The 26,090-nt window shown below is 71.5% G+C and carries 24 protein-coding genes; 16 read left to right on the top strand and 8 right to left on the bottom strand.

The features are described 5' to 3' along the window. Nucleotides 1–180: 180 nt before the first annotated feature. Nucleotides 181–360, bottom strand: coding sequence for a transposase (locus E1193_RS32495; protein WP_207922709.1), 180 nt, complete (start codon nt 358–360; stop codon nt 181–183). Nucleotides 361–852: 492 nt separating this feature from the next. Here E1193_RS32495 and E1193_RS33165 point away from each other — a divergent pair, with 492 nt between their 5' ends. The 4 genes from E1193_RS33165 (at nt 853) to E1193_RS15065 (ending at nt 2,502) form a co-directional block, all read left to right on the top strand. Further along, nucleotides 853–1,113 carry a hypothetical protein gene (locus E1193_RS33165; protein WP_165945742.1) on the top strand — a complete coding sequence of 87 codons (261 nt, stop codon included), beginning with the start codon at nt 853–855 and terminating at the stop codon, nt 1,111–1,113. A 6-nt stretch (nt 1,114–1,119) separates the two neighbouring features. Next, a complete protein-coding gene (locus tag E1193_RS15075; protein ID WP_132183827.1) occupies nt 1,120–1,599 on the top strand; it encodes a hypothetical protein in 480 nt (159 codons plus the stop codon). A gap of 208 nt (nt 1,600–1,807) precedes the next feature. After that, complete coding sequence (locus tag E1193_RS15070) at nt 1,808–2,140, top strand: PadR family transcriptional regulator (RefSeq protein WP_132183826.1); 333 nt, start codon at nt 1,808–1,810, stop codon at nt 2,138–2,140. Then, nucleotides 2,128–2,502 carry a hypothetical protein gene (locus tag E1193_RS15065; protein WP_132183825.1) on the top strand — a complete coding sequence of 125 codons (375 nt, stop codon included), beginning with the start codon at nt 2,128–2,130 and terminating at the stop codon, nt 2,500–2,502. Before E1193_RS15070 ends, E1193_RS15065 begins: the two co-directional genes overlap by 13 nt. 510 nt (nt 2,503–3,012) lie before the next feature. Here the strand turns inward: E1193_RS15065 and E1193_RS15060 are convergent. Continuing rightward, nucleotides 3,013–5,358, bottom strand: coding sequence for a right-handed parallel beta-helix repeat-containing protein (locus E1193_RS15060; protein ID WP_207922707.1), 2,346 nt, complete (start codon nt 5,356–5,358; stop codon nt 3,013–3,015). A 215-nt stretch (nt 5,359–5,573) separates the two neighbouring features. On the opposite strand from E1193_RS15060, the gene E1193_RS15055 reads away from it, so the two are divergent. From E1193_RS15055 to E1193_RS15045, 3 genes are all read left to right on the top strand, one after another. Then, nucleotides 5,574–6,209 (top strand): ElyC/SanA/YdcF family protein, encoded by a 636-nt coding sequence (locus tag E1193_RS15055; RefSeq protein WP_243707647.1) that lies wholly within the window; start codon nt 5,574–5,576, stop codon nt 6,207–6,209. Between the two features lie 367 nt (nt 6,210–6,576). Next, nucleotides 6,577–7,167 carry an STAS domain-containing protein gene (locus E1193_RS15050; RefSeq protein ID WP_132183823.1) on the top strand — a complete coding sequence of 197 codons (591 nt, stop codon included), beginning with the start codon at nt 6,577–6,579 and terminating at the stop codon, nt 7,165–7,167. Beyond that, nucleotides 7,164–7,484, top strand: a complete 321-nt coding sequence (locus E1193_RS15045) for an STAS domain-containing protein (protein WP_165945744.1) — start codon at nt 7,164–7,166, stop codon at nt 7,482–7,484. The genes E1193_RS15050 and E1193_RS15045 overlap by 4 nt, the downstream gene beginning before the upstream one ends. Nucleotides 7,485–7,676: 192 nt before the next feature. Here the strand turns inward: E1193_RS15045 and E1193_RS15040 are convergent, their stop codons facing one another. Further along, a complete protein-coding gene (locus tag E1193_RS15040) occupies nt 7,677–8,030 on the bottom strand; it encodes a nuclear transport factor 2 family protein (protein ID WP_132183821.1) in 354 nt (117 codons plus the stop codon). Between the two features lie 460 nt (nt 8,031–8,490). Between E1193_RS15040 and E1193_RS15035 the strand changes: the two genes are divergently transcribed. The 3 genes from E1193_RS15035 to E1193_RS15030 all read left to right on the top strand — a co-directional run bounded on the left by E1193_RS15035 (nt 8,491) and on the right by E1193_RS15030 (nt 10,013). After that, nucleotides 8,491–9,174: a hypothetical protein gene (locus E1193_RS15035; RefSeq protein ID WP_207922706.1), complete on the top strand. Its 684-nt coding sequence runs from the start codon at nt 8,491–8,493 to the stop codon at nt 9,172–9,174. Nucleotides 9,175–9,288: 114 nt separating this feature from the next. Next, nucleotides 9,289–9,456 (top strand): hypothetical protein, encoded by a 168-nt coding sequence (locus tag E1193_RS31900; protein ID WP_165945743.1) that lies wholly within the window; start codon nt 9,289–9,291, stop codon nt 9,454–9,456. A gap of 176 nt (nt 9,457–9,632) precedes the next feature. Continuing rightward, a complete protein-coding gene (locus tag E1193_RS15030) occupies nt 9,633–10,013 on the top strand; it encodes a YccF domain-containing protein (protein ID WP_207922705.1) in 381 nt (126 codons plus the stop codon). Between the two features lie 46 nt (nt 10,014–10,059). Here E1193_RS15030 and E1193_RS32490 read toward each other — a convergent pair whose 3' ends face one another. The 3 genes from E1193_RS32490 to E1193_RS15015 all read right to left on the bottom strand — a co-directional run bounded on the left by E1193_RS32490 (nt 10,060) and on the right by E1193_RS15015 (nt 13,598). Then, complete coding sequence (locus E1193_RS32490) at nt 10,060–10,821, bottom strand: response regulator (protein ID WP_243707644.1); 762 nt, start codon at nt 10,819–10,821, stop codon at nt 10,060–10,062. Between the two features lie 83 nt (nt 10,822–10,904). Then, nucleotides 10,905–11,720 carry a SigB/SigF/SigG family RNA polymerase sigma factor gene (locus E1193_RS15020; RefSeq protein WP_132183819.1) on the bottom strand — a complete coding sequence of 272 codons (816 nt, stop codon included), beginning with the start codon at nt 11,718–11,720 and terminating at the stop codon, nt 10,905–10,907. A gap of 219 nt (nt 11,721–11,939) precedes the next feature. Next, entirely contained in the window at nt 11,940–13,598 is a 1,659-nt protein-coding gene (locus tag E1193_RS15015) for an FAD-binding dehydrogenase (RefSeq protein ID WP_132183818.1), read from the bottom strand. Nucleotides 13,599–13,691: 93 nt separating this feature from the next. On the opposite strand from E1193_RS15015, the gene E1193_RS15010 reads away from it, so the two are divergent. The 5 genes from E1193_RS15010 (at nt 13,692) to E1193_RS14990 (ending at nt 18,910) form a co-directional block, all read left to right on the top strand. Then, a complete protein-coding gene (locus tag E1193_RS15010) occupies nt 13,692–14,897 on the top strand; it encodes a PucR family transcriptional regulator (protein WP_132183817.1) in 1,206 nt (401 codons plus the stop codon). Between the two features lie 192 nt (nt 14,898–15,089). Continuing rightward, nucleotides 15,090–16,724, top strand: a complete 1,635-nt coding sequence (locus tag E1193_RS15005) for a copper resistance protein CopC (protein WP_132183816.1) — start codon at nt 15,090–15,092, stop codon at nt 16,722–16,724. Between the two features lie 260 nt (nt 16,725–16,984). Beyond that, complete coding sequence (locus tag E1193_RS15000; RefSeq protein WP_132183815.1) at nt 16,985–17,755, top strand: hypothetical protein; 771 nt, start codon at nt 16,985–16,987, stop codon at nt 17,753–17,755. Then, nucleotides 17,755–18,411, top strand: coding sequence for a DUF6529 family protein (locus E1193_RS14995; RefSeq protein ID WP_347877030.1), 657 nt, complete (start codon nt 17,755–17,757; stop codon nt 18,409–18,411). The genes E1193_RS15000 and E1193_RS14995 overlap by 1 nt, the downstream gene beginning before the upstream one ends. A gap of 19 nt (nt 18,412–18,430) precedes the next feature. Then, complete coding sequence (locus tag E1193_RS14990; RefSeq protein WP_132183814.1) at nt 18,431–18,910, top strand: Rieske (2Fe-2S) protein; 480 nt, start codon at nt 18,431–18,433, stop codon at nt 18,908–18,910. 137 nt (nt 18,911–19,047) lie between these two features. Here the strand turns inward: E1193_RS14990 and E1193_RS14985 are convergent, their stop codons facing one another. Further along, nucleotides 19,048–19,683 carry an SGNH/GDSL hydrolase family protein gene (locus E1193_RS14985; protein WP_132183813.1) on the bottom strand — a complete coding sequence of 212 codons (636 nt, stop codon included), beginning with the start codon at nt 19,681–19,683 and terminating at the stop codon, nt 19,048–19,050. A gap of 280 nt (nt 19,684–19,963) precedes the next feature. On the opposite strand from E1193_RS14985, the gene E1193_RS14980 reads away from it, so the two are divergent. Further along, nucleotides 19,964–21,223, top strand: a complete 1,260-nt coding sequence (locus E1193_RS14980) for a hypothetical protein (RefSeq protein WP_243707643.1) — start codon at nt 19,964–19,966, stop codon at nt 21,221–21,223. A 73-nt stretch (nt 21,224–21,296) separates the two neighbouring features. Here E1193_RS14980 and E1193_RS14975 read toward each other — a convergent pair whose 3' ends face one another. Then, on the bottom strand, nt 21,297–26,039 hold the full coding sequence (locus E1193_RS14975) for a family 43 glycosylhydrolase (protein ID WP_132183812.1): 4,743 nt from the start codon (nt 26,037–26,039) through the stop codon (nt 21,297–21,299). Nucleotides 26,040–26,090: the final 51 nt, after the last annotated feature.

Genomic DNA, 26,090 nt, shown 5'->3' with positions numbered 1-26,090 from the left:
CGCCCGCTCTTTGACGCCGTCAAACAGGGTCTGACCGCGGATGCCTGCAGACGTCTCTGGGGAGTGTTCTCGGCTGGACCTTCAGCCGCACCCGATCGACAACGTCATGGACGTGTCCGTAACACAACATCGCTGCACGACAAATCCAGCCGATCGGATGGCTCAAGATAAGGGTGTGTCTCAGTTGGTGAGTTTGGTGAGTCTGCGCCAGCAGACCAGGGTGGCGGCGATTACGGCGAAGGCGTCGAAGTGGTCGGCGTACCGCTCGTAGCGGCGCACGATCCGGCGGTTGCGCATCAGCCAGGACAGGCAGGACTCGACGATCCAGCGGTGGCGGCCCAGCCGGGTGGACGGCTCCACATCCTTTCGGGCGATGCGGACCCGGATGCCCCAGGCGGCGACTGTTGACGGAGGGCGGGCTGGTCGTAGGCCTTGTCGGCGTGCAGCTTGTCCGGCCGATGTCGGGGTCGACCCCGGCGGCCGCGCACCGGCGCGACGGCGTCGAGCAGTGGGAGGAGCAGTTGGCTGTCGTGGGTGTTCGCGGCCGAGGTCAGCACCGTCAACGGAAGGCCGGTGCGGTCACACAGTACGTGGATCTTGCTTCCGGGTTTACCTCGGTCAACCGGACTGGGCCCGGTCAGGTCCCCCCCTTTTTCCGCCCGGACACTGATCGAGTCGACCACCGCCCGCGGCCAGTCGATCCCGCCAGCAGCACCGAGACGGTCCAGGACCGCCTGGTGCATCCGATCCCACAGGCTATCACGGGTCCACTCGGCGAACCGGCGGTGCGCGGTCGCCCGGCTGACCCCGAACAGCGGGGTGGGCAGCTTCCACCACGAACATACCGCCTGGGTGACGTACACGATCGCGGCCAGGACCGCCCGGTCATCAACCCGGGCGATACCACCACCCTGGGCACGACGCGGCGGCGACTTCGACCTCCTCAGCGCCCCACCCGGCCGGCTCCTGCTCGATGCGCCACTGTCCGAACGCCGGACGCTGCTGGCCGACCTACTCGCCGGCGTTCCGCCCACGATCATCCTGTCCCCGCAAACCACGGACATCACCCAAGCCGCCGAGTGGTTAAGCACCTGGACCACCGCCGGCATCTAAGGCATCATGATCAAACGGCTCGACAGCCGGTACGAGTCCGGCCAAAGAGGCTGGCGAAAGTACCGCGCCTACTGCACCACCGAGGCGATCATCGGCGGGGTCACCGGCACCATCCACGATCCGGACACCCTGTTCATCGGCCGCTACGACCGACGAGGCCGGCTGCGCTACACCGGCCGTACGCCGCTGAGGGCGCCGCAGCGCCGGGAGCTGGCCAGGCTGCTCTCCCCGCTGCGACCTGCCGAGCGCATCGGCGCGCCGGTCACGCACCCGTGGCCACAGCCGCTGCCGGCTAACTGGTCCGGGCAGTTCGACCGGCCTGAGCCGCTGCGTTACGTCCAGGTGCAGCCCACCGTCGTGGCCGAGATCGACGTCGACACCGCGTTCGAGCACCACCGCTGGCGGCACCGCGTCCGGTATCTGCGCCCACGGCTGGACCTGTCCGTCTACGACGTGCCGCTGCTGCTCGACGACAACGGCCGCTGAACGGCCCGGCAGAGCGCGGGCACGGGTTCGGAGCGGGTCGCGTTTTTTGCACAGGGGAGCGGTGGGCCACGCACCCGCTCCACTCCCTGGCAGATGACCCCGCCGCCCCTCCAGACGTTCGCGATCTCCGCGGCCGTCGTCGCACCTGACCTTCCAGCGCCCCGACCACACGTGGACCCACCTTATTTCACCTACTATCATTAAGCGCATGCCCCACGGACCTGTACGCGTAACGGAGCCGCTCCTGGCCGTCCTGAACGCCCTCCTGGAAGCCGACGACTACGAGCTGCACGGCTGGGCGATCATGAAGACGACGGGGAAGTCCGGACCCACCATCTACAAGATCCTGGAGCGGCTCGCCGAGTCAGGATGGGTGACCTCTCGCTGGGATACCCACACCGAGCCCGGCAAGCCCCGCCGCCGCTACTACCAGCTCACCGGCCACGGCGCGGCCAGCGCCCGGCAGCTGATCGCCCAACGCCAGACCAAGACGGCAACGACCACTCAGGTTCGCCTAGCCTTCGGCTGGTGTCGAGCGTGAACCGCTGGGAGGCCGTCCTCGGCGTCATCCTCGGGCTCCTCGTCAACGAGATCACCGACATCTCACCGTGGATCGCGCGCAGGCTGGTCCGCTGGTCGGCCTATCGCTGGACGACCGACCCGGAGATCGCCGCAGGGTACGCGGAGGAGTGGGAGGCACTCATCGACGACCGGCCTGGCAAGCTGTTCAAGCTACTGACCGCCGTGCGGTTCAGCCTCGGGGCTGCCGGTAGAGCTGCACCGCAGCTCGCTCGGCACATCAAGGCCCACATCCTCCTGATACTGGGCTTGCGCAAAGCTCGCTCCCCTTACCAGCTCATCAGGGCGACATACGCCGGCATCGGCGCAGGAAAAAAACGATGACCTTCACTTCATCGTCAGCTACGACACCTCGCGAAGGGTGCCGACGGCCGGCAGTACAAGATGGACAACTTCGATCTGGTCATCGGTAATCAGGTCTAACAAGTGAAGAACTGGCGGAAACGACGCAGGGCCTGGCTCCCATTCAAGTAGGCGATCCCCCAGTGCGGTAACCAGGAACGCCCGCCGCCTCGGTCAGGAAGTGTTTCCTGGCGGTGCGGTGCCATCGGGCACCGCACCGCCGCTCTACTTCCGCACTTGGCGGATCGCGCCACTCACGCAGCATCCGAAGCAGGAGGTGAGACGGCACGTTCAGGCTGGAAATTCTTCGCGGTCGAGTTCGTCACGGCGGTAGTAGGTCGGGGACTTGCTGCAAAGCTGGCAGGCGACGACCAGCGGTTGCCCGGCACGCCCAGGCGGCTTCTCGCCGCAGCACAGGGGCAGGTTCTCCACCTCGGACGGTGGCGCCGCGCGATACAGCCGAGACGGTGCGCCCCGGTGGGGCCGGCCGCCTCAGCCGGCGGCGGTCACCGTGACGTTGTCCACCAGGACGGTGCCGTAGTTCGAGCTGTTGGCGTAGTAGTCGATCTGTGCGACGCCCCCGAGCGAGGTGCGGAAGGGGCTGTTGTCGAGCACGAGTCGGCCGTCAAGGAACAGGTCGAACGTCTGGCTCGGGATGTCGATGACGGCACTGAGGTGATACCACCGGCCAGGCGTGTAGCTGCCGACCGTGACGAGCGTGGTGCCGGAGTACGCCGCGATGGTGTTCTTGGTGACCGCCAGGCTGACCGCGTTCTGGCCGTTGCTGTTGCGGATGTACGGGACCCCGAAGTAGTCGTTGCCGGAGGTCCACGCGCTGGGTCGCATGATGTCGGCCTCCACGGTCACCTTGCCGGTCAACGGTGGCGAGAACGACCGTGAGACGCTGGTGCTGCCGCTGTTCGCGCTGCGGGTCAACCGGAGGCTGTGGTCGGTCGTGCTCGGCGTGGCCACCACGCTGACCTGCCCGCCGGCGGCGCCTACCGCCAGCCCTTCGGTGCCGTTGGTGAGCGGGCCGACCGCCAGGTTGTCGAAGCCGTGCTGGGCGACCACCCGGCTGGTCGGGGTCGTCGGCGTGGGACTGGCCGTGGGGCTGGTTGTGGGGCTGGGCGTGGGGCTGGTGGACGGTTGCTCGAACGCGCCGATGTCCGGTGCGCCGTTGTAGAGCGCGGCGCCGGCGAAGTCCCGCCCGCCGTGGTCGGAGATGGTGAGCCCGGCGTTGATGGCGGGCGACCCGGAGGCCAGCTTCAGCGCGTACGCCGAGGCGAGCTGCGGGCCGGTGCTCGGCGTACCGGAGGGGCCGGTGATCGGCGCGGCCACGAACCGCGGGTTCGCGACGACCGCGTTGCTGTCGCCGGGGACGGTCAGCGAGGCACCACCGTAGAGATTGCGCTGGTAGCGGACCGTCGAGCTGGAGGAGAGCACGGCATCGGCCCGGGTCGAGTAGAAGATGTTGTTGTTCAGCGTGTAAGTCGAGGTCAGGTATTTGCCGTAGCCGTAGACCAGGTACCCGCTGCGGTCGTTGTAGATGGTGTTGTTGTAGATCTTCGCGCTCGCCGCCTGGTCGGAGTGCAGGTAGATCTGATAGCGGGTGTTGCTGGTGAGCACGTTGTAGCGCACCACCACGTCACCGAACGAGAACTGGCACAGCAGGATGCCGTCACCGTTGCCGTGCAGCCAGTTGTACTGGATCTTCTGCGCGGTGGTGCCCTTGTCGGCGTCGATGCCGTTGGAGTCGGCGCCGCCGGCCTTCTTCTGGGTGTCGTAGACCTCGTTGTACTGGATCGTCACGTTGTCGGCGAAGTAGGTCTCGATGCCTGAGGTTCCGACCCGCTGCACCACGTTGCGCTCCACCAGTCCACCGCGCACGCCGGTCAGGTAGATGCCGTTGCAGCCGTACGCGGTGCCGGACTGGGTGATGTAGTTGTTGCGGATCGTCACGTTGGTGTGTGGCCGGAACTTCGTGTCGCTCGCGCTGGTCCGCGTCCCCCAGCCGGTCGCGGTGGCGATCGTGTTGCCGGCCGCGTCCTTGCCGTCGCCGGTGTACTGCTTGACCACGATGCCCGCGAACGAGGTGTTCATGATCTGCGAGTTCGTCACGGTCAGGTTGTTGAGGATCGTCGGATTGGCTGGGGGTCGGGTGACGTTGGGCACGGTCGTGTCGAACACGATCCCACCGGTCTTCTTCGAGCCGTCCCAGCCGGTCTTGAAGCGAATGCCCGGCGCGTTGTCGGCGGTGTCCCCGCCGATCCAGTTGATCTCGCCGGTCACGTCGTGCACGTAGACCGAGTCGATGAGGAAGCCGTCCAGGGTCTGGCTGTTGTCGCCACCGACGTGGATGCCGCGCAGGTCACGAAGGTTGGCGCCGGGCGTTCCGGTCGACGGAACCGTGTTGGTGACCTCGAGGTTGCGGATCGTCCAGTACTCCTGGTTGAACAGGCGTACCGCGTCGCCAACCTGGCCGGCGCCGTCGATACGCGGCTTGTTCCCGCTGCCGTAACTGTCCACGGTGATCGGTGCGCCACTGGCGCCGGAGCCCTTCGGCCACAGTTGGCCGGTCCAGGTGCGGCCGGCCCGCAGCAGGATGCGGTCGCCGGCCTGGAACGTCGTCGAGTTGACCTTGCTGAGGCTCTTCCACGGCGCCGACTCACTGACGCCCGAACTGGCGTCGCTACCCGAGATGGCGTCGACGTAATACACCGTGCCGGCCGCATGCGCTGCCATCATCCGGGGCACCACCAGCGCCACCGCGCCCACCACGACCACCATCGCGGCACGCAGCCACCAAGTCACGATCCTGCTACCGGTACCGGGCGACATGGTCGACTCCTTCGGCTGGCGCACACTGCTGGCGGGGTGCGGAAAACGTATTCCACCACGCCTCCGGCAGAGATTCAAGCCTGACGATGGGATGCCGCGCCACGGAGCGCACCCGCCCGGACGGACCCGGGGATACTTGCTCCGTGTTGACCCGACACCGTGTCGTGCCCCGACTCCGCCGGCCGTCGTGGGCCCGCTGGCGGCGTCGCGCCCTACTGGCCGTCGCCACCGGCGCGGTGCTCGGCGTGGCCGGCACCGTGGGCAGCGTGATCTGGCTCCGCTCCGGCGCCGACGGGCACATCTTCACCGTCGAGGACGTCCCGGACGCGCCGGTGGCCCTCGTGCTGGGGGCGCAGGTCAACGCGGACGGGCAGCCGTCGGCGTTCCTCGCCGCCCGGCTGGAGATCGCCCGCCGGCTGTACGCCACCGGCAAGGTCCGCGCCATCCTGGTCTCCGGCGACCACATGGACTGGGGCTACGACGAACCCGGCGCGATGAGTCGATGGCTGGTCGACCGGGACGTGCCACCGCAGCGGGTGGTTCTCGACCACGCCGGCTTCGACACGTACGACTCGTGCGCCCGCGCGAAGCGGATCTTCGGGGTGCAGCGGGTGACGGTGGTCACCCAGTCGTTCCACCTGGCCCGGGCCGTGACCCTCTGCCGGCACCTCGGCGTGGCCGCCAACGGTGTGGGCGACGAGACGGCACAGCGGTACGAGACCCTGTGGCGTCGGGGCGAGATCCGCGAGTACGGAGCCGGCGTCAAGGCGGCGTGGGACGTGCTGTCCGGCCGCGACCCGGTCCACCTCGGCCGGCGGGAGACGGGCGTCGACGACGCCCTGCGCGGCTGACCAACCGGCAGACCCGGCACGACGCACCGGTCACACCGCCCGCGACGCGCCGTCGACTTGTCACACAACTGACACACGTCTGCGGGAGGACCGCCACGATCGACCGAAAGAGTCGTGGGGTGGACTGCCTGGAGGTGATGAGGGACCGGTCGGAACGCGTCCGGGTGCTCCTCGCCTCCCCTACTCTCACCGCCTACGCACCGAGGCCAACCGGTGGTACCGGACGTCGCCCGGGCGATCCGTCGCTCCGACCGGCGAGCGCCCGCCCGGGGATCCGCCTGGTCACCGCAGGAGCCCCCGACGACAGGGGCCCGGCCCCACGACCCCGCGCCCACACCCGGAGGGGCGCACAGCGGGAGGGACCGGCATGACCGTCGTACCGACGGAGCACCTGATGACCCTGATCTGCGACGACTGCGGTGACAGCGTCACCAGCGCCGGTTTGGTCCTGCCCGACGCCGAGGTGGTGTGGACGCTGGTGTTCGACAACGGTTTCACCGGCTCGCCGTTCGCCGCCGGGCCGCACCGCTGCGCCCGCTGCGACCTGCACCGGGTAGCAGTCGACGACGGCGCCGCCCCGCCGCGGGCCACCGAGCCGCGCGGCACCGGGTTCCTCGACCGGGACGAGCGGGTGGCCGAGGCCGGGGACCTCACGGACGCGGTACGGCGCGCGCTGGCGGAGGCCGTCACCGTCGACACGCGGGTTCTGGTCGACCTCGGGGAGGCCCCCGTCGTCGACTCGGCGAGCCTCGGCCTGCTGGTACGCGCCTACCGGGAGGCGCGGCGGGACGGCAGGCAACTGTGTCTGGTGGCCCCATCCCGTTTCGTACTCACGGTGCTGCACACCATGCGGCTGGAGACGGTCTTCCCGGTCTTCCCCACCCACAGGGACGCCGTGCGGGGGCACCGTCCCGGCCAGCCGCGGCCGGGGACACCGGTCGAGGCGGTGGCACCGTGATCCCGACGACGTCCCTGTCGATCACACCGACGATCCGGGCAGCCGGCGCCGTGGCGCTGTTCCTGCGCGGCTCCGTTCGGCGGACGGACACCGCTGCCTTCGCCGCCGCCGTCACGCAGGCGCTGCGGGCGCACCGCCCGCCGCACATGGAGGTCGACCTGTCCGGCCTCCTCGAACTCGAACCGGGAGCGGCCGACGCGATCGTCGCCGTCCTCCGGGCGGCCGGTCAGAGCGGCACCGCGATCGTCGTGCGGCACGTCCCGGGGCCCGTACGCCAACAGCTGCGCGTGGCGGGCGGCGAAGCTTTCCTGGCCTGAGGACCCGCGTCGCGGTGTCGGCGCCACCGAAGTCCATCGATGTTCGAGGTTGAGCGTGTCGGTGGCTGCCCGGCCAGACCCGGATCTGTGCGGCGGCCGACCGAAATCACTGGCCTGCCCTGTCACCCACCACTGGCACACATACCCCGCCTTCGTCGCCGAATGCCCGAGCACGACGGCGGCGGTCGAGGTTCAGGCCGACGCGGAGTAGTGGATGGTCTGCGCCACCAACAGACCGTCACGGACCACGTACGAGTCCACTCCGTCGTACCGGGCTGCTGTGTCGCCAGCCACGCACCGGCCCGACCAGACCAGCATCGCCACCTCGCCGTCGGCGAGCATCTGGCGGTAGTGGTAGTCCCCGTCCTTCAGGTAGCTACGCAGGATGCCGGCGAGATACCGGACCCCGTCGTGGCCATGGTGCACCCCTTCCGCCGACAGCAGCCGCACGTCCGGGTGGTAGTTGGTGCGCAGGTCACCCTCGACGTCGCCGGTTTTGCGGCGGCGGAGGTGGTCGCGCAGCACCTCTTCGGTGGTCCGTGTCATGGTCGTGCCCCCTCGGCGCCCGGCCAAGCCGATGCTCGGCGGGACGGATCTCGTCGTCGCCTCTCCCGCCGCACGCGCGTCAGGCGCCGGTGGCGGCGGGTGCCTCCGCACCGCGCGGCTGAACGTGCTGGCCGCCCTCGCCGACCGGATACCCCCTGGGGCCCGCCCGCCACCCGGAGATTCGGTGACAGTCAGCAGCGTCGACACGGAACAGGGTGAAACCTCACATCTGCGTCCCCGCCGCCTGGGACGTGCCCGTGCTGACTGACGGCCCGGTGCCGGTCAGCGTTCCTCCAGACCCGACCGGCTGTCGTCGGGCCGTGCGGCACCAGCGGCATGGCGGGGGACGCAGCGGGTACCGGCTCGGCATGGCGGATCCAGACGTTTCTCGGCGGAATCGACCTAGCCGGCCGCAGAGCGGACATCGGCCGCCGGGCCTGCCCCCGCGGTGAGTGGCCCGATGGACGCCGATTCCCCCAGCCCTGACCGGTCCCGGCAGGACAACGCGCGGCTGCACGGGCTGGCCCGCCGGCTGGACAAGCCGATGGGCCTCCTCGGCATCCTGTTCCTGCTGCTCGTGCTCGGACAGGTGATCACCCACGACGAACCCCTCGCCACCGTGCTCACCGTCGCCGGCTGGGTGCTGTGGGTGGTGTTCGTCGCCGAGTTCGCGTTACGCGCCTGGCTCGCCCGGCACTGCGCCCGGGAGTTCTGGAAGCGCAACTGGTGGCAGCTGATCTTCCTCGCCGTGCCGTTCCTGCGGTTCGCCCGCGCCGCCACCGCCCTGCGGGCCGCGCGCGGCGGCGGCGTCGTCGCCGCCGCGGTGCGCGGCTCCCGGTCGGCGGGACGGCTGCTCACCGACCGGCTGGCCTGGCTCGCCGTGGTGACCGTGACGCTCATCCTGGCCGCCGGCCAACTGCTGGTCGTCACCCGGTCCTACCGGACGTACGGGCAGGCGCTGCACGACGTCGCCCTCACCACCATCACCGGGGAGCCGCTCACCGCCACGGACACGTTCGCGCAGGTCGTCGAGCTGGTGCTGGCGGCGTACTCCGTGGTGGTCTTCGGCACCCTCGCCGGCGCGCTCGGCGCGTTCTTCCTCAGCCGCGAGCGTGCCGACGACCGGGAGCCGGCGGCGGACTGAGGACCAGCCGCGGTGTTTCGCCCGCCGTCAGGTCTGGACACACCGGGGGCGGGTACGCAACTTCCCGGCAGCCGGTCGCTGCGACCGCGTCGCGAACACCCGTCAGGAGGAGACATGACGCAGCCCGACGAGAGCCGCGAGAAGACCCAGAAGACCGACGACGTTCTGTACACCGCCGACGGGGACCCGCACCACGACCTGGCGCAGGCTCCGCAGCCCGACGAGCACCTGGCCGCCCGCTACGTCCGCGACGGGGAGGCGGAGACCGTCGGCGACGAGTAACCGCACCGACCTCGACCGCGTCGGCGGAAGCCGCACCAGGGTGAAGCTGGCCGGAGTGTGTCTGCCGCGTGGGCCGGGCAGCTCGCCGCCGGGCGCGGCGCCGCCCGGTTGGCTGGGGCCGCTGGCGGTGACCGGTCACCATGGCTCCGCTGGCGGAGACCGGTCACCATGGAAGGGTGATTCGTTTTCTGCTCAACGTGCTGTGGCTCGTCTTCGGCGGCGGACTCGTGCTGGCCGTCGGTTACGGCATCGCCGCGATGATCTGCTTCGTCCTGGTCGTCACCATTCCCTTCGGCGTCGCGTCGCTGCGCCTGGCGTCCTACTCGCTGTGGCCCTTCGGCCGCACGCTGGTCGTCAAGCCAGGCGTCGGCCTCGCCTCCGGCGCGGCGAACGTCCTCTGGGTGGTACTCGCCGGCTGGTGGCTCGCCCTGTCCCACATCGTCGCCGGTGTCTCGCTCTGCCTCACGATCATCGGGATCCCGTTCGGCGTCGCCAACTTCAAGCTGGTCCCGGCGGCGTTCTGGCCGCTGGGGCGGGAGGTCGTCGACGCGTCCTGACCACGGGCGGGCGGTCCCCCGGACGGACCGCCAAGGGCTGCCGCGGTCAGGCGGGCAGCCAGCGGTGGATGCAGTGCAGCAGGTCGTCGGCGTCGATGGGCTTGGTCACGTCGTCGCTGGCGCCGAAGGAGATGCTCTTGTCCCGGTCGCCGTGCATGGCCTTGGCGGTCACCGCGATGATCGGCAGGTCCGCGTAGCGGGGCATGGCGCGGATGGCGGCGGCGGTGGCAACGTATCCGTCCATCTCCGGCATCATGACGTCCATCAGCACCAGGTCGATGTCATCGTGACGCATCAACGTCTCGATGCCCTTGCGGCCGTTCTCCGCGTACACCACGTCGATGCCGTGCAGTTCGAGGATGTTGGTGAGGGCGAAGACGTTACGCGCGTCGTCGTCGACGACGAGCACCTTGCGGCCGGCCCGGGTGACGGAGAGCGGGTCGCCCGGCGCGGGCGCGTCGACGACGACCGGGGTGAACGGCACCACCCGCTCGGGAGCGTCGGCGCAGAGGTGCAGGGCGATGCGCTCCCGCAGGTCGTCGAGACTGCGCAGGACCTCCAACGGCCGGTGGTCGGCCATCGCCCGCAACAGTGCCTCCTGCCCCGAAGTTAGCGGGTTACCGTGGCACGCCAGCACCGGGACGGTGCGCAGGGCGCGATCGTCGTGCAGGGCGCTGCCCTTGCCGAGCACGCTCTGCGCGGTGATCCGGCCGCCGAGCAGGTGGGCGATCTCGCGGCTGATGCACGCGGTGGCGGTGACGGGAACGGGAACGCCACACCGTTGCCGGCGAACTGCGGGGACGCACACGCCCGCACCGTCGCCGGTGGCTCGACGACGGTGCGGGCGTGTGCTGGAAGGGTTCGCCGGTGTGGGGACCGGTGTACGGCGTGTCAGTGCGGTTCGGACAGCTGGCCGCGCAGCTTGGTCAGCGCGCGGGCCAGCAGCCGGGAGACGTGCATCTGGGAGACCCCGACCTGCTTGGCGATCTCGCTCTGGGTCAGGTTGCCGTAGAAACGCAGGGTGAGGATCTTCTGCTCGCGCTCGTCGAGGGTGGCCAGCGCTGGGCCGAGGGCGACCCGCAGCTCGGCCAGCTCGAACTCGCTGTCCTCGGCGCCGAGAGTGTCGCCGAGTTCGGTGGCGCTGTCACCGTCACCGATGGGGGTGGACAGCGAAACGGCGTTGTACGCCCGGGCGCCCTCCAGGCCTTCCAGGACCTCTTCCTCGGTGACATCCAGGTGGGCGGCGATGTCGGCGACGGTGGGGGCCCGGTTCAACGTCTGGGTGAGGGTGCCGTTGGCCTCGGTGATGCGCAGTCTCAGCTCCTGCAACCGGCGCGGCACCCGGATGTTCCAGGTGCGGTCGCGGAAGTGCCGCTTGATCTCGCCGAGGATGGTCGGGATGGCGAAGCCGGCGAAGTCGACACCACGGGAGGCGTCGAACCGGTCCACCGCCTTGATAAGACCAAGGGCCGCCGTCTGGGCGAGGTCACCGTGCGGTTCGCCGCGGCCGCTGTAGCGGGCGGCGAGGTGGTTGGCCAGCGGCAGCCATGCCTCGATGACGCGACCGCGCAGCGCCCGGCGATCCGGGTGCGCCTCGGGCAGCGCGGAAAGGGCGGCGATCAGCTCGCTGGCGAGGGACTCCTCACCGGTCACCGCCGCCCGGGGCGTCTCGGTGCTCGTCGTCGGGGCGATCGTCGTGGTGGTCATGCTGCCCTTCCTGTCCTACGAGGAACGGCGCCTCACAGCACCGGTCGTGCCAGTCACACTAAACCAAAGGACAGGGGCAATCAACCGAACGGACGATGGGTTAAACACGCAAACGCAGACAATTCGCCGAAGCTCTATCCGATTGGACTTCCCCACCAGCTATGCCGGTGGCCCCGGACGCCCCGTCCCGCACGGGACGGGGCGCGGGTGGCCGGCGGATCAGCCGACGGCGGCGGCCGCGGCCCGTCCGGCGGTACGGCCGGAGAAGAGGCAGCCGCCGAGGAAGGTGCCCTCCAGGGCGCGGTAACCGTGCATGCCACCGCCGCCGAAACCAGCGACCTCGCCAGCGGCGTACACCCCGCCCAGCGGCTCGCCGTCGGGTCGCAGCACCCGGCCGGACAGGTCGGTGTGCAGCCCGCCCAGGGTCTTGCGGGTGAGCACGTGCAGTTGGACGGCGATCAGCGGACCGGCCGCCGGGTCGAGCAACCGGTGCGGGGTGGCGACCCGGACGAGCCGGTCCCCCCGGTATCTGCGGGCGTCCCGGATGGCGTGCAGCTGGGCGTCCTTGCCGAACGGGTGGGCGAGCTCGCGGTCCCGGGCCTCGACGAGCCGCCGCAACTCGGCTTCGTCGAGCTGCGGCCCGCCGGCCTCGGCGGCCAGCTTGTTCATCCCGTCGACCAACTCTGGCAGCGTGTCGGCGACGACGAAGTCGGCCCCGTGGCGCGTGAACGCCGCCACCGGCGCGGGTGCGCCGGGCCGGACCCGTTGCAGGACCTGCCGGACGCTGCGGTTGGTCAGGTCGGGGTTCTGCTCCGAGCCCGACAGCGCGAACTCCTTCTCGATGATCTTCTGGGTGAGCAGGAACCAGCTGTAGTCGTACCCGGTGGCCCGCAGGTGCCGCAGGGTGTCGAGGGTGTCGAAACCGGGGAAGAGTGGAGCCGGCAACCGGCGCCCGGCAGCGTCGAGCCAGAGCGACGACGGGCCCGGCAGGATCCGGATGCCGTGCTGGGGCCAGATCGGGTCCCAGTTGCGCAGGCCCTCGGTGTAGTGCCACATCCGGTCCGGGTTGATGACCTGCCCGCCGGCCGCCTCGGTGATGGCGAGCATGCGACCGTCGACGTGCGCGGGCACCCCGGTGACCATCCGGGCCGGCGGGACGCCCAGCCGCGCCGGCCAGGCCCGCCGCACCAGGTCGTGGTTACCGCCGATCCCGCCGGAGGTGATGATCACAGCCTGCGCGTCGTACCCGAAGTCGCCGACCCGCACCCGGGAGGTGCTCCGGCCCCGCGGGGCGTCGTCGGGTTCCAGGACGGTCCCTCGCACGCCGGTGACCACCCCGCCGGTGGTGACCAGCTCGTCGACCCGGTGCCGGAACAGCAGCCGGATCCGCCCCTCGGCCTCGGCCTGCCGAACCCGGCGGGCGAACGGCTCGACCACGCCGGGGCCGGTGCCCCAGGTGATGTGGAACCGGGGCACCGAGTTGCCGTGCCCGTGCGCCGCCGCCCCACCCCGCTCGGCCCAGCTGACCACCGGGAAGAGCCGGTGGCCCATCCCCCGCAGCCAGGCCCGCTTCTCGCCGGCGGCGAAGTGCACGTACGCCTCGGCCCACCGGTGCGGCCAGTGGTCCTCCGGCCGGTCGAAGGCGGCGCTACCGGTCCAGTCCTGCCAGGCCAGCTCGACCGAGTCGCGGATGCCCATCCGCCGCTGCTCGGGGGAGCCGACGAGGAAGAGCCCGCCGAAGGACCAGTGCGCCTGCCCGCCGAGGTTCTGCTCCGGCTCCTGGTCCAGCAGCAGCACCCGGCGGCCGGCGTCGGCCGCCTCGGCGGCGGCGACCAGGCCGGCCAGCCCGGCGCCGATCACGATGACGTCGGTATCCACGTCCCCGACGGTACGCACCCGGGTGCCAAAATCATCGGCACGGCAGCACAGAATCCGCCCTCCGGTTTGTCATGGCGATGACAAGGAGTGTCCGTGTCCGACACACTGATCGACATCGAGCCCGGGCTCGCCGGCCTACCACCGGCCGTCGGGGCGGACGTGCGCGACCTGCGCGGTGCGCTGCACGAACGCATCCTGGGCACCGTGCGGGCGGCGATGCGGGCACAGGGCCGGTCGCTGACCGGCGGCCAGGGTCAGGGCCTGGCGCTCGGGGTGGAGACCGCGGTGGACGCCTTCGTCGACGCGCTGGCTGACCCCGGCCGCGACCTGGCGGCCACCCGGGCGGTGTTCCACGCCCTCGGCCGCACCGAGTACCGGGAGGGCCACCGGGTCGACGCCCTGCGCACGGTGCTCACCCTCGGGGCCCGCGACATCTGGGCCTTCCTGGTGGAACACCGCACCGAGGGCCGACCGGCCCCGGCGCACCTCTACGTCATCGCCGGGGCGCTCTTCGGCTACGCCGACGCCCTGGCCGGCGCGGCGGCGGAAGGGTTCCTCGACGAGCAGCGCGACGCCGCGCAGGACTGGGCCACCACCCGACGACGGCTGATCACCCTGCTGGTGCAGCCGGAACCGCCCGGCGACGCCGCCCTGCGCGCCGCCGCCGACGCGGCCCGCTGGGCCCTGCCGCGCACCGTCGCCGTGCTCAGCGTCGACGGCGTCGACGCCGAGCACCTGGCGCGCGGCGTCGGCGGGGGCGCGATCGCCACGGTGGTCGACGACGCCGTCCGTGTCGTCCTGCCCGACCCGGCCACCCCGGGCCGTCTCGACCGGGCCCGACAGGCTCTCGTCGGGCGACGGGCGGCGCTCGGCCCCACTGTGGAGCTGGCCCGGGCCCGGCTGTCGTACCGGATCTCACGGCGGGCACTGGCCCTGCGGCAGGAGGGCCGGCTGCCCGCCGGGTCGGTCGTCGACGGCAACGACCATCTGCTCACCCTGCTGACCGCCTGGGAGCCCGGCCTCGCCGACCACCTCGCCGACACCCGGCTGGCCCCGCTGGACGGTCTGCGTCCCGTCGCCCGGCGGGCCCTGGCCGAGACGCTCTACGGCTGGCTGCGCCGGCAGGGGCAGGTGGTGGCGGTGGCCGGGGAGCTGCACACCCACCCGCAGACGGTCCGGTACCGGATGCGTCAGTTACGGACCCTGTTCGGCGCCGCCCTCGACGACCCCGACGCCCGACTGGCCCTCCAACTCGCCCTGTGCCACCACCTCGGCCGAGGCCCGGACGCCGTCGGGTGAGTGCCGCCCTACGCCATTACGCACGCCGTGGGCCGGCCGCCCTGCGGCTGCCACCGGAGAACCTCGGCCGACGCGCCCGCCATCCGGCCGGCGTGGTCAAGCGGCCCGCCGCCGACCAGCGCGCCCGTGACCACGGTGGGTGAATTGGCCGCGGCGTTGAACCTTCCGGCTGCCGCGTCCGAACCAGTCTGCGTGCGTACCCGATCAGCCGCCCTGGGGCTGCTCCTGGCCCTGCTCTGCGTCCCGCTGGCCCCGCCGGCCCCGGCGTCCGCCCACGCCGTGCTGGTCGCCACCGCCCCGGCGCGGGACGCGGTGATCAGCGCCCCACCGTCCGAGGTGGTGCTCACCTTCACCGAGCCGATCGCACCCGTTCGGGGGCGGGTGCAGGTGCTCGGCCCGGACGGGAAGAAGGTGCACACCGGCGAGCCGGTGGTCCGGGGGGCGAGCATGCGCATCCCGGTCCGGGTGCCGGACCGCCCGCTCGGCACGTACCTGGTGAGCTACCGAGTGATCTCCGCCGACAGCCACCCGGTCGCCGGCAGCTTCACCTACTCCGCCGGCGCGCCCTCGGCGAGCCCTCCTCGGATCGGCGACGGGGAGGACCGGCAACCGGCCGGCGCGCTGGTGCCCGCCGCCAAGTACGTGGGCTACCTGGGGCTCGTGCTGGCCGTCGGCCCGACGCTGCTCGCCGCCGGCCTGTGGCCCCGCCGGCGGTCCCGCCGCCCGGCGGCCATCACCGCGTACGCCGGACTGGCCCTGGTGGTCGCGGCGACCGCCGCCACCTGGGTCGGCCAGGCCGCGGACATGGTCGGCGCGCCGGTCGGCGCGCTCTCCCCCGGTGACCTGGAGGCGGTCGCCGACAGCGACGTCGGGCCGGTGCTCACGGCACGGGTGGCGCTGGTCGGCGGCGCGGCGGCGTTGCTGCCCGCCGTGCTGTCCGGTCGGGCCGGGCGGTGGCGGGCGGTGTCCCTCGCGCTGGTCGCGGTGGCCGGGCTGACGACCTGGCCGCTGGCGGGCCACCCGGTGGCCTCGCCGCTGCCGCCGGTCAGCATCACCGCCGCCGTCGTCCACCTCGCCGCGATGAGCGTCTGGGTGGGTGGTCTGGTCGGCGTGCTGGTGTTCCTGCTGCGGGGCACCCACGAGCGGGTGCTGGCGCTGATCCTGCCGGCCTGGTCCCGGTGGGCGACCCTCTCGGTGGGGTGGCTGGTCGCCACCGGCGTCGGGCAGGCCGCGATCGAGCTGGGCCGCCCCGGCGCCCTGGTCGGCACCCCCTACGGACGGCTGCTGCTCGGCAAGGCCGGGCTGCTGGCCGCCGTGCTCGCGGTCGCCGCATGGCAGCGCCGGATGGTGCGCCGGAAGGTGGCGGCGGGCCGTCGCGGCCGGGTGGCGGTGGCCGCCGCCGTCGAGGTGGCCGCCACCGCCGTGGTGCTGGCGCTGACCGCCGCGCTCGTACAGACGCCGCCAGGCCGGACCGCCGGCACCGAGGCCGCCCGGGCCGCGCGGGAGGGCGTCGCGCAGACCCTGACCTGCGAGCTGTACAGCCTCCAGTTCGACATCTACCCGGTGAAGGTGGGGGCGCCGAACTCGCTGCACGCCTACGTGTACACCCCGCAGGGGCTGGCGCTGCCGGTCGCCGAGTGGACGGTCAGCCTGGCGCTGCCGGCGGCGGGCGTCGAGCCGGTGCCGGTACGGGTCGAGACCCCGGAGCCCAACCACGGCAGCGCGGAGATCCGGTTCCCGGTAGCCGGCGAGTGGACGCTGCGGTTCACGGTGCGGACCAGCGACATCGACCAGGCCACCGTCACCGCCACCGTGCCCGTCCGCTGAGGCCGCCGCCGGGCGACGACCCAGCGGCGGCCGGGTGCCGAGACTTTCGACCACGTTTCCGGGTGCTGCCGCCCCGGCCGCAGACCCACGCCCTGCTCGACCTGCCCACACACCCATCGCCATCTTCGCCTGCTCCGACGAGCCGGCCTGGGGGGCCAACGAGGCCCCGCACGAGCGTGACGGCGTCCGATCGGTGGATCTGGCGCGGAATTGAACGACCGGGGCTCCGCCACCGTACGTAGGGGTGAAGGGAGCTGCTGATGAAGCGCATCACCCCGCTGCTGACCCTGCTGACCGGGACCGGGATGGCAGCAGTGCTGTTCGCCATGAGCGCCCAGGCGGCGCCGAGCACGGCCGACCCGAAGGCGGCGGCACCCGCTGCCACGGCCGAGGCCGCGCCGGAGGGCAACGCCACGCCGGAGGGCAACGCCGCGCCGGCAGCGCCTGCCGAGCAGTCCGTGCCCGCCCAGCCGTCGGAGCAGCGCAGCAAGCCAGGGACACCGACCACGTCGCCACCCGAGGCGCCCGCACCGCAGGCCGGGAAGAAGGCCACCACCAACTGGACCGGCCGACTCGACGGCGGCCGCGCCACCATCGCGATCACCGCCACCGGCGGCGAGGCGGCGGCGTACCTCTGTGACGGCAAGCAACTGGAGATTTGGCTACGCGGCACCGCGACGGACGGCCGGCTGTCACTGACCGGGAAGAAGGACGGCGCGACGCTCACCGGCACGTTCGACGGCCGCAAGGCCGCCGGCGAGGTCGTCGTGGGCGGCAAGCGCTGGTCGTTCACGGCCACGATCGACACGAGCGCGCGGCCGGTGCTCTTCCGGGCGACCGCCGGGCAGCGCCGGGCCGGGGTGGACGGCGGCTGGATCATGCTGCCCGACGGTGGTCAGATAGGCGTGGTCACCCGCGACGGCACGCCCGTGACGGCCCCGCCGCTCGACCCGGCCTTCGGCACCACCATCATCGACGGGGTGACCGTCCGGGCGGAGCCGGTGTCGGCCGAGCCGGGTGCCGGTGAGTGATGTCCGGCCGTCGCAGAACCATCGCCGACACCCGGCCGGGCGGCCAGCCGGTCAACGTCCGGGTGCTGGGCGACCCGCTCAACGCGGGGCTGGCGCCACCCGTCCAGTCTCCGCCGGGTCCCGACGGGGCCGGGCGGGGATCCCTGTTCGTTCCGCTGCTCGCCGGCGCCGCCGTCACGGTCGCGATGGGCGCGTACGGGCGGTACCACACTCCGACCGGGATCGCGGTCAACGTGGCCGGTTTCTCCAGTCCGCTGACGGTGAAGGTCTGGCTGGGCACCGGCGCCGCGGTGTTCGCCGTGGTCCAGCTGTTCTCCGCGATGGCGATGTGGGGCCGACTGGGCGACTTCTCGCCGGCCTGGGCGGGTACGGTGCACCGCTGGTCGGGGCGGGTCGCGTTCCTGCTGACCGTGCCGGTCGCGGTGCACTGTCTCTACGCGCTCGGCTTCGTCGACGCCGACCCGCGGGCGTTGGTCCACTCGCTGCTCGGCTGTCTGTTCTTCGGCGCGTTCACCACCAAGATGCTCGCCCTGCCGAAACCGGGACTGGCCGGCTGGGTGCTGCCGGTGGTCGGCGGCGTGGTCTTCACCGTCCTGGTCGGAGTCTGGTTGACCTCGTCGCTGTGGTATTTCGCCACGTTCGGCGTGGGTGTCTGAGGAGAGGAAAGGTACACGGATGAGTGACGACCAGGGTGCGGGTTGCCGGTCCCGGCGGGCGGTGCTGGCCTGCGCGGGAGCGGCCGGGGCGGGCGCCCTGCTGACCGGCTGTCAGACCTACGGACAGCCGCAGCCGGTGCAGAACCAGCCGATCGGCAGCGCGGACGTGCCGCCGGCGGCCCCGGCGACGAACCGCCCGGCCGGGAGCGCGGCGGGGGCACTGGCGACACTGGCGGAGATCCCGGTCGGCGGCGGGAAGATCTTCGCCGCACAGAAGGTCGTGGTGACCCAGCCGCAGCCCGGCACCGTGAAGGCGTTCTCCGCGACCTGCACCCACCAGGGCTGCACGGTCACCTCGGTCAAGGGCGGCCGGATCGTCTGCGGCTGCCACAACAGCCAGTTCGACATCAGCGACGGTTCGGTCAAGGATGGGCCGGCCAACGCGCCGCTGGCTGAGGCCGGGGTGGTCCTCGACGGCGACGCCATCCGGCTGGCCTGAGACGACCCGGGCCCGGAGCGGGGGCGGCAGCGACCGGGGTCGCTGCCGCCCCTCCCGGGACGCGAGATCGGGCCGCCACCCTCGGACGAGTAGCCGTCACCGGCGGCCGCCACCGGGGCCGGGTGAGCAACCGGCGCTCAGTCCGACGGCGCGGTGTCGGGCACGACCGCCCGCAGCCAGTGCTGGGCCAGCAGCGCGTGCCCGGACGGGGTCAGGTGCCCCCCGTCGTCGGTCCAGACCCGGTCGTCGGCGTCGGCGAAGGCCGCGTCGACCGCGACCAGCGTCGCATCGAAATCGGCGGCGAGACGGCGTACCACCGCGACCTTCGGGTCGAGGTCCTCCCGCCAGAGTCGCTGCCGGTCGTCGAGCGGGATGAGGAATGGTTCCACCAGGACCAGTGCCGCGTCGAGCCGCTCGCGCGTCGCGGTCAGCACGTGCCGGTAGTCGCGTTCGAACTCCTCGACGCCGGTCGGGTCGTCACTGTCGTAGCGCCGCCAGGTGTCGTTGATGCCGATCAGCACCGACACCACCTGCGGAGCGAGCGCCAGGCAGTCGGTGTCCCAGCGGGCGCGCAGGTCGCGCGCCCGGTCGCCGCCGATCCCCCGGTTGAGGAAGGTAACCCGGTGCGCCGGGTGCGCGGCGGTGAACCAGGCCGCCGCCATCATCGCGTACCCGCAGCCCAGGTCGGCTCCGTCAGCGCGGTCCCGATCCGCGTCGGTGATGCTGTCGCCGATGAAGAGCACTCGCCCTCCGCGCGGCACCCGTACGGACATCCGTCGCCTCCTCCGGCCGTCGTCTGGACCATGATGGCCACGAATGCCGCCGGGCCGCCAGTGTGATCGCGATCTGTGGCCGGCCGGCGGCCCCGGCACCGATCTGGCGGCGTGCCGGGATCGCGTCGCGACGGCACGTCGCCACCTGGCCACTGTCGGGTGAAACCCCCGTCGCCCCGTTTGACTTCATCGATACACATCACTACATTCCGGGTATCGGGAAAGCGCTTGCCGTCCCGCAGTCCAGCGCTTTCACCACCACACTCCGGAGGAGTTCCCGATGACACTCTCGACCACGAACCGGCGGCCACGCCGCTGGCGGCTGGGCTTGGCGGCCACCGCGGCACTGGCCCTGGCCGGCACCGAGGCGGCTGTGGTTGCCCCGGCCGCCGCCGCGGCCCCCTCCCTCGGCGGCGCGGCCGTCGGCGCCGCCGCGGCAGCCGTCGGCGCGGCGACCGCGACCGGCCAGGCCGCCCAGGTGGCCGCCGCGGCCTGCGGCAGCGGCACCTACCAGGCCGAGGCCACCCTCAGCGGCAGCACCTGGACCGCCCGCAACGGCAGCCGCACCGTCTACACCGGCGGCGACATGCGGGCCGCCGTCCAGGCTGCGGTGAACAGCCTCGCCTCGGGCCGCACCAGCAAGCAGCGAGTGGTGGTCCGGGGATCCGGATCAATGAGCGCCGGCTCGCGCATCTCGCTGCCCAGCTACACCGCCATCGACGTCTGCGGCACGATCAACGTGACCGGCAGCGGCTCCGGCGACCAGGCTCCGATCTACTCCCGGGGCACCACCCAGATCGAGGTCGGTTACCTCAACCTCACCGGCGCCCCGCTGTACGGCATCTTCATGCGCAACGTCACCGAGGTCGTACTCGGGCAGATCGACATGCGGCTCTCCGGCGGGCTGGGCGTCCGCATCGACAACCGGGGCAACACCAGCCAGTGGACCCGCAACGTCCGCATCGACAACGTGTACGTCTCGGGAGCCCGCTCGCACGCCGTCGAGACCTACGGCGTCGACGGCATCACCATCGGCACCGTCACCGCCCGCAACGTGGGCGAGTCCGGTCTGCTGCTCAACCAGACGATCAACGCGACGGTCGGCACCGTGGACGCGGAGAACGCCGGGACCGGCACCGGCTACGCGGCCTTCCGGATGGCCAACCGCAACGGCCGGGTCGGCTCCAGCTACCCGACGAACATCCGGGTCGGCACGGTCCGGGCTCGCGGCGGCGGTCGCGGAATCTTCTGCGTCTCCGAGTCCGGTGGGGCCACCATCGACCGGGTCGACATCGCCAACACCGGCAACAACGCGATCCTGATCGAGAACTGCTACGGCGTGACCATCGCCAACAACGGCGGCACGATCAGCGGTGGCGGTGAGGTACGGCTCGCCGAGCGCACCTCATTCCCCGGCAACCGCGACATCGCGCTGCGCAACTTCACCCTGGTGAACAGCCGGATCGTGGAGAGCCCCTGCGCGGACAACCTGACCATCAGCAACATCACGCTGAACAACTCGACGATCCGCCGGTGCTGACCGCCCGGTGAAAACGGCCTCGCCCGACCGGGGAGATCCTCCCCGGCCGGGCGAGTCACGTTCGGCCCTGCTGTCAGGACCGATTCGAGGCGGTGGCGTAGACCATTCGGGTTCGCGCCGACTCGGCGGTGCCCGCCTCGTGGCCCGGCCGGGTCGCGGTCACCCGCACGGACAGCCGCTTCCCGAGGTCCGCGCTGGTGGGCGTGTACCGCGCGTCGGAGGCGCCGGCGATCAGCACGCCGTCCCGCAGCCACTGGTACGAGTAGGTGAGACCAGGCAGGTCCCACACGCCCGTGGTGGCCTGGAGCGGCTGGCCGACCCGCGCGGAACCGCCCACGGTCGGCAGCACCCTCGCGGTCGGGGCCAGCGCCAACACCTCGAGGACCCCCTCGGCGCCGATGTTGCCCGCCAGGTCCACCGCGCGGTAGCGCACGGTGTGGGCCTTGCCGTCGAGGGAGACCGGAGCCGTCCAGGTGGCCCACTCGCCGCTGTCGATGCGGTACTCGATGCGGGCCACGCCGGACCCGGTGTCCTGACCGGTGACGGTGAGCTTCCGGTCACGCACCACCGCCTCGGCCGTCGGCGCGGTGGCGTCCACCTTGACCTCCAGCGACCAGACCTCGCTCCAGAACAGGTTGGTCGCCTGTGCCCGGTACTCGATCCGGTGCTCTCCGGCAGCCAGCGCGACGGGCTCCCGGTACGGGAACCAACCACCGCCGTCGATCTGGTACTCGACCAGTCGGACGTCCGGGCCGGCGGCGAGCGTCAACGCCGCCCCCTTGCCGTACCACCCGTCGGCACCGGCCGCGGAGACGGTGGCCTTGGGCTGTCCGCCGTCGTAGCGCAGCGGCTCGACGCTGGACAGCGTCGGCACCACCTTCTTGATCGTGCCGTCGGCGTTGAAGTACAGCCGGTCGATGGTGGTCTCCCGGTGCGTGCCGTCGCCACCCGGGATCGCGAACCGGTGGTACACGATGTACCAGTCGTCGGTGCCCGGCACCTGGAGCACCGAGTGGTGCCCGGTGCCGAGGATGCCCTGGGCGGGGTCCTTGGTGAGAATCTCGCCCCTGCTGGTGAACGGGCCCAGCGGGCTGGTCCCGACGCCGTAGCCGACGCGGTAGTTCTCGCTGCGCGTGTCGTCGATCGACCAGGACAGGTAGTAGGTGCCGTCACGCTTGTGCATGAACAGACCCTCGCGGAAGCCCGTCAGCCCGGTCAGCTGCACCCGCTTGCTGACGTCGTACGAGACCATGTCGTCGTTCAGCGGCACCACGTACGGCGTGCCGTTGCCCCAGTACAGGTAGCTCTTGCCGTCGTCGTCGGTGAAGACGGCCGGGTCGATCTGCTGGGCGCCGTTGTAGTCGGCCTTGCTGACCAGCGGCTTGCCGAGGGGGTCGACGAACGGCCCGAGCGGCGAGTCGGCGACGGCGACGCCGATGTTCTGCTGGGCGGAGAAGTAGAAGTAGTACTTCCCGTTCTTCTCGATCGCGGCCGGCGCCCAGGCGTTGGTGTCCGCCCAGGAGATGTCCGGCCCGAGGTCGAGGATCGTGTCGTGCTCGGTCCAGTCGACCAGGTTACGGCTCGACCAGACCTTGAACGTCGAACCACTCCAGCCAGGGAAGCCGTCGGTGGTGGCGTAGATGTAGTAGGTCTCGCCGAACCGGACGATGTTCGGGTCGGCGTTGAGCCCGGGCAGGACCGGCGAGCGCATCTGCACCGCCTTGACGGTCCACTCGCGTTTGTCCCCGGCCGCGCTGGTGACGGTGAGCGTCACCGGCGACGAGTAGTCCCCTGCCCCGCTGGGGCTGATCGTCGAGGTGGGGGCCACCACGTAGGTCGGGTCCAGCTTCGTCAGGTCGGTGCCCGGCTTCACCGGAAGCGTGATGGTGCTCGTCGCGGCGTCGATGATCGCGGGGACCTTGAGGCTGTCGAGCTGGACGGCCACCACGCTGGTGCCGTTGGCTCCGAGCCCGGCGACCTCCGCGTCGGACAGCGCCCGGTTGTAGATCGAGAAGTCCCGCACCCGGCCCTTGAGGTACCTGTCGGCGGTGTACTGGGAACGGCCGATGTAGTTGGCCGTGGTCCGGCCGCCGCCGATGTCCCCGGGCTTGTTGGTCACCCCGGTCTTCTCGGCGACCCGCACCCCGTCCAGGTAGATCCGGGCCGTGCCGGCCGAGTTCAGGGTGTACGTGAGGGTCTTCCACACCCCCCGGGGCACGGCGCTGCCACCGGTGACGGTCTGCTCGCCGCTCCAGTTCCCCAGGCTGATGGAGGTCCGGTAGTTGTTGCCGGTGGTGAAGAGGTAGCCGTTGCCCGCGCCACCGGAGTCGGTGTTGCCCAGACCCCAGATGAAGTACGGCGTGGCCTGGTCGCTGGCGATGTTGACGTCCATCGACACGGTGATCTCGTCGAGTCCGGCCATGATGTTGTCGGGCAGGTCGACGTGGCCGTTGGTGCCGCCCAGGGTGAGGCTGCCGCCGCTCCAGCTGGCGTCGCCGGCGAGCTTCGCGTCGTAGCCGTTGCCGGAGTCGTCGGCGACCGTGGTGCCCGTGGCCTGGTCGAGCGCGTAGTGGGCCACGACGCCCTTCGGGTTGGCGCGCACCGGCGGGGGCGCGTCGTTGAGTGCGTCGAGTTCCTTTTTGGTGACCGGGATGACCGTGCCGTGGCGCGGGCTGGCGGGCAGCCGGTAGCTCGCCGGCACCTTCCAGTCCGGGTTCTCCAGGTCGTTGGTGCCCAGCGGGATGTAGCCGCGGCCGCCGTACTCGTCGACGAAGAGGTAGTACTGCGAACCCGAGGTGTCGCCCGGGTTGGTCTTGAACACGGTCGGGCCCTCGACGGCCGAGGTGCCGGCGTCACGGCCGATGCAGGAGTCGAGCATCGACCAGGCCGGCTTTCCGGGCAGGTCCACGGCGGTCAGCGAGGAGGACTTCTCCTGGATGATGTCGGAGCAGCCGGTGCCGCCGGCGCCCTCGTCCTTGGTGAACCGGTAGTAGGTGTCGCCCTCGCGGATGACCGTGGAGTCGATGCGCGACTCGCCCCGGTCCTGCCAGACCTTGGCCGGGCTGAAGGTGACGAAGTCGCGGGTGGTCGCGGCGAGCATCCGGTTGTAGGTGTTGCCGGTGTGGTTCGGGTCGCTCTCGGCGTACAGCTTGGACGCCCAGAAGACCAGGTACTCACCACGGGCTTCGTCCCAGTACGCCTCCGGCGCCCAGGTGTTGCCGGCGGTGGGCGGGGAGACCAGAACGTGCCGCTGCTCCGACCAGTTGACCAGGTCGGTAGACTCCCAGACCTCCAGGTACCGGCTGCCCTGGCGCTGCGCGACGTCCCAGTTGCCGTTGCGGCCGATGGACAGGTCGGTGGCGATGAGGAAGAACCGGTCGCCCTCGGGGCTGCGGATCAGGAACGGGTCACGCAGACCCAGGGTGCCGAACTTCGACTCCAGCTTCGGCTGGCCACCGTTGAGTTCGGTCCACTGCAGGGCGTTGTTGCCCTTGCTGGCCGCGAAGTAGATCTTCTCGCCGGCGATGGAGTTGCCGGTGAAGTAGCTGAACGCGTAGCCCGCGTACGGGGCGGGCGCGGGCAGCTCCCGGACGGTCAGCTCGATGGCCCGCTCGGCGGTCGCCGCGCCGACGGTCACCGTGGCGGTGACCGTGACCTTCACGTCGCCCGCGCCGTGGGCGGGGCGCTTGACCACGCCGTCCGGGGCGACAACCTCGGGTCGGGCGGACCGCCAGCTGACGGTGGCGCCGTGCAGCCCGCTGGTGGGCATGGTCAGGTTGCCGCGCACGTCGTCGGCGTGCACCAGGGACAGCGCGGCGGCGGCCGCGTCGGCGCGGGTCTGGTCCGACTCGTTGGGCAGCACCGTCGCGGTGAACGTCTTCGTGCCGGTGGAGCCGCCCCGGGTGAGGGTGGCGGTCAGGGTTACCGTCGCCGGTCCGTCGGACGGAGTCGGCCGGTTCACCACGCCGGTCGGGCTGATGGTGCCCGGGGCGCTGGAGGACCAGGCGATCGTCGAGCCGTACGTGCCGGTGGTCGGCAGGGTCAGGTTGCCGGTCACCGCCGTGAGGTCACCGAGGTCCAGCGCGGCGGTGTCGGCGTCGACCCGGGTGGCGTCGGGCAGCGCGATGGCGGCCACCTCGTCGGCGGTCAACGCCCGGTCGTAGACCCGGAAGTTCGCCACCTGACCCTTGAGGAGGCGGTCGGCCGCGTAGTTGGACTTCCCCAGGTTGTTGTTGGTCGTGGTGCCGTTGCCGATGGCGCTGGGCGCGACGGTGACGGCGGTGTTCTGGGCGACCTGCACGCCGTCCTCGTAGAGGGTGCCGGTGGTGCCGGTCTGCGTGTAGGTGATCGACTTCCAGACCCCGCGGGTGAGGTTGGCGCCCTTGCTGGTGACCTTCTCACCGGACCAGTTGGTCGTGGTGATGCCGGCCCGGAACGCGTTGCCGCTGCTGAACAGGTAGCCGGTGCCGGAGCCGGAGGTGGCGGAGTTGCCCAGGCCCCAGATGAAGTACGGGGTCTGCTGCGTGGGGTCGACGTAGACGTCGACCGCCACGGTGATCGAGGACAGCCCGGCCATCAGGTTGTTCGGCAGCTTGACGTGGTCGTCGACCCCGTCGAGTTGCAGGCCGCCGCTGGTCCAGGTGCCACCGCCGACGAGGGTGCCGTTGTTGCCGCGCCCGGAGGTGTCGGTGACCGTGGTGCCGGTCGCCTGCTTCAGGTCGTAGCGCAGCAGCAGGCCGTCGGTCACGTCAGCGGTGGCCGCGGCGGCCGTCGCCGCGCCGGCGGGGAGCAGCGCGGCGAGAAGGGTGAGGACCACGCCGGCCCGGAGCGGGCGGAATCGGCGGCGGGAGGAAGCACGGGCGGCGGG

It is taken from the genome of Micromonospora sp. KC606 (assembly GCF_004348675.1).
Lineage (GTDB): Bacteria > Actinomycetota > Actinomycetes > Mycobacteriales > Micromonosporaceae > Micromonospora.
Note: the sequence above shows the minus strand (reverse complement) of the source record. Positions and strands in the feature narration are given on the sequence as shown.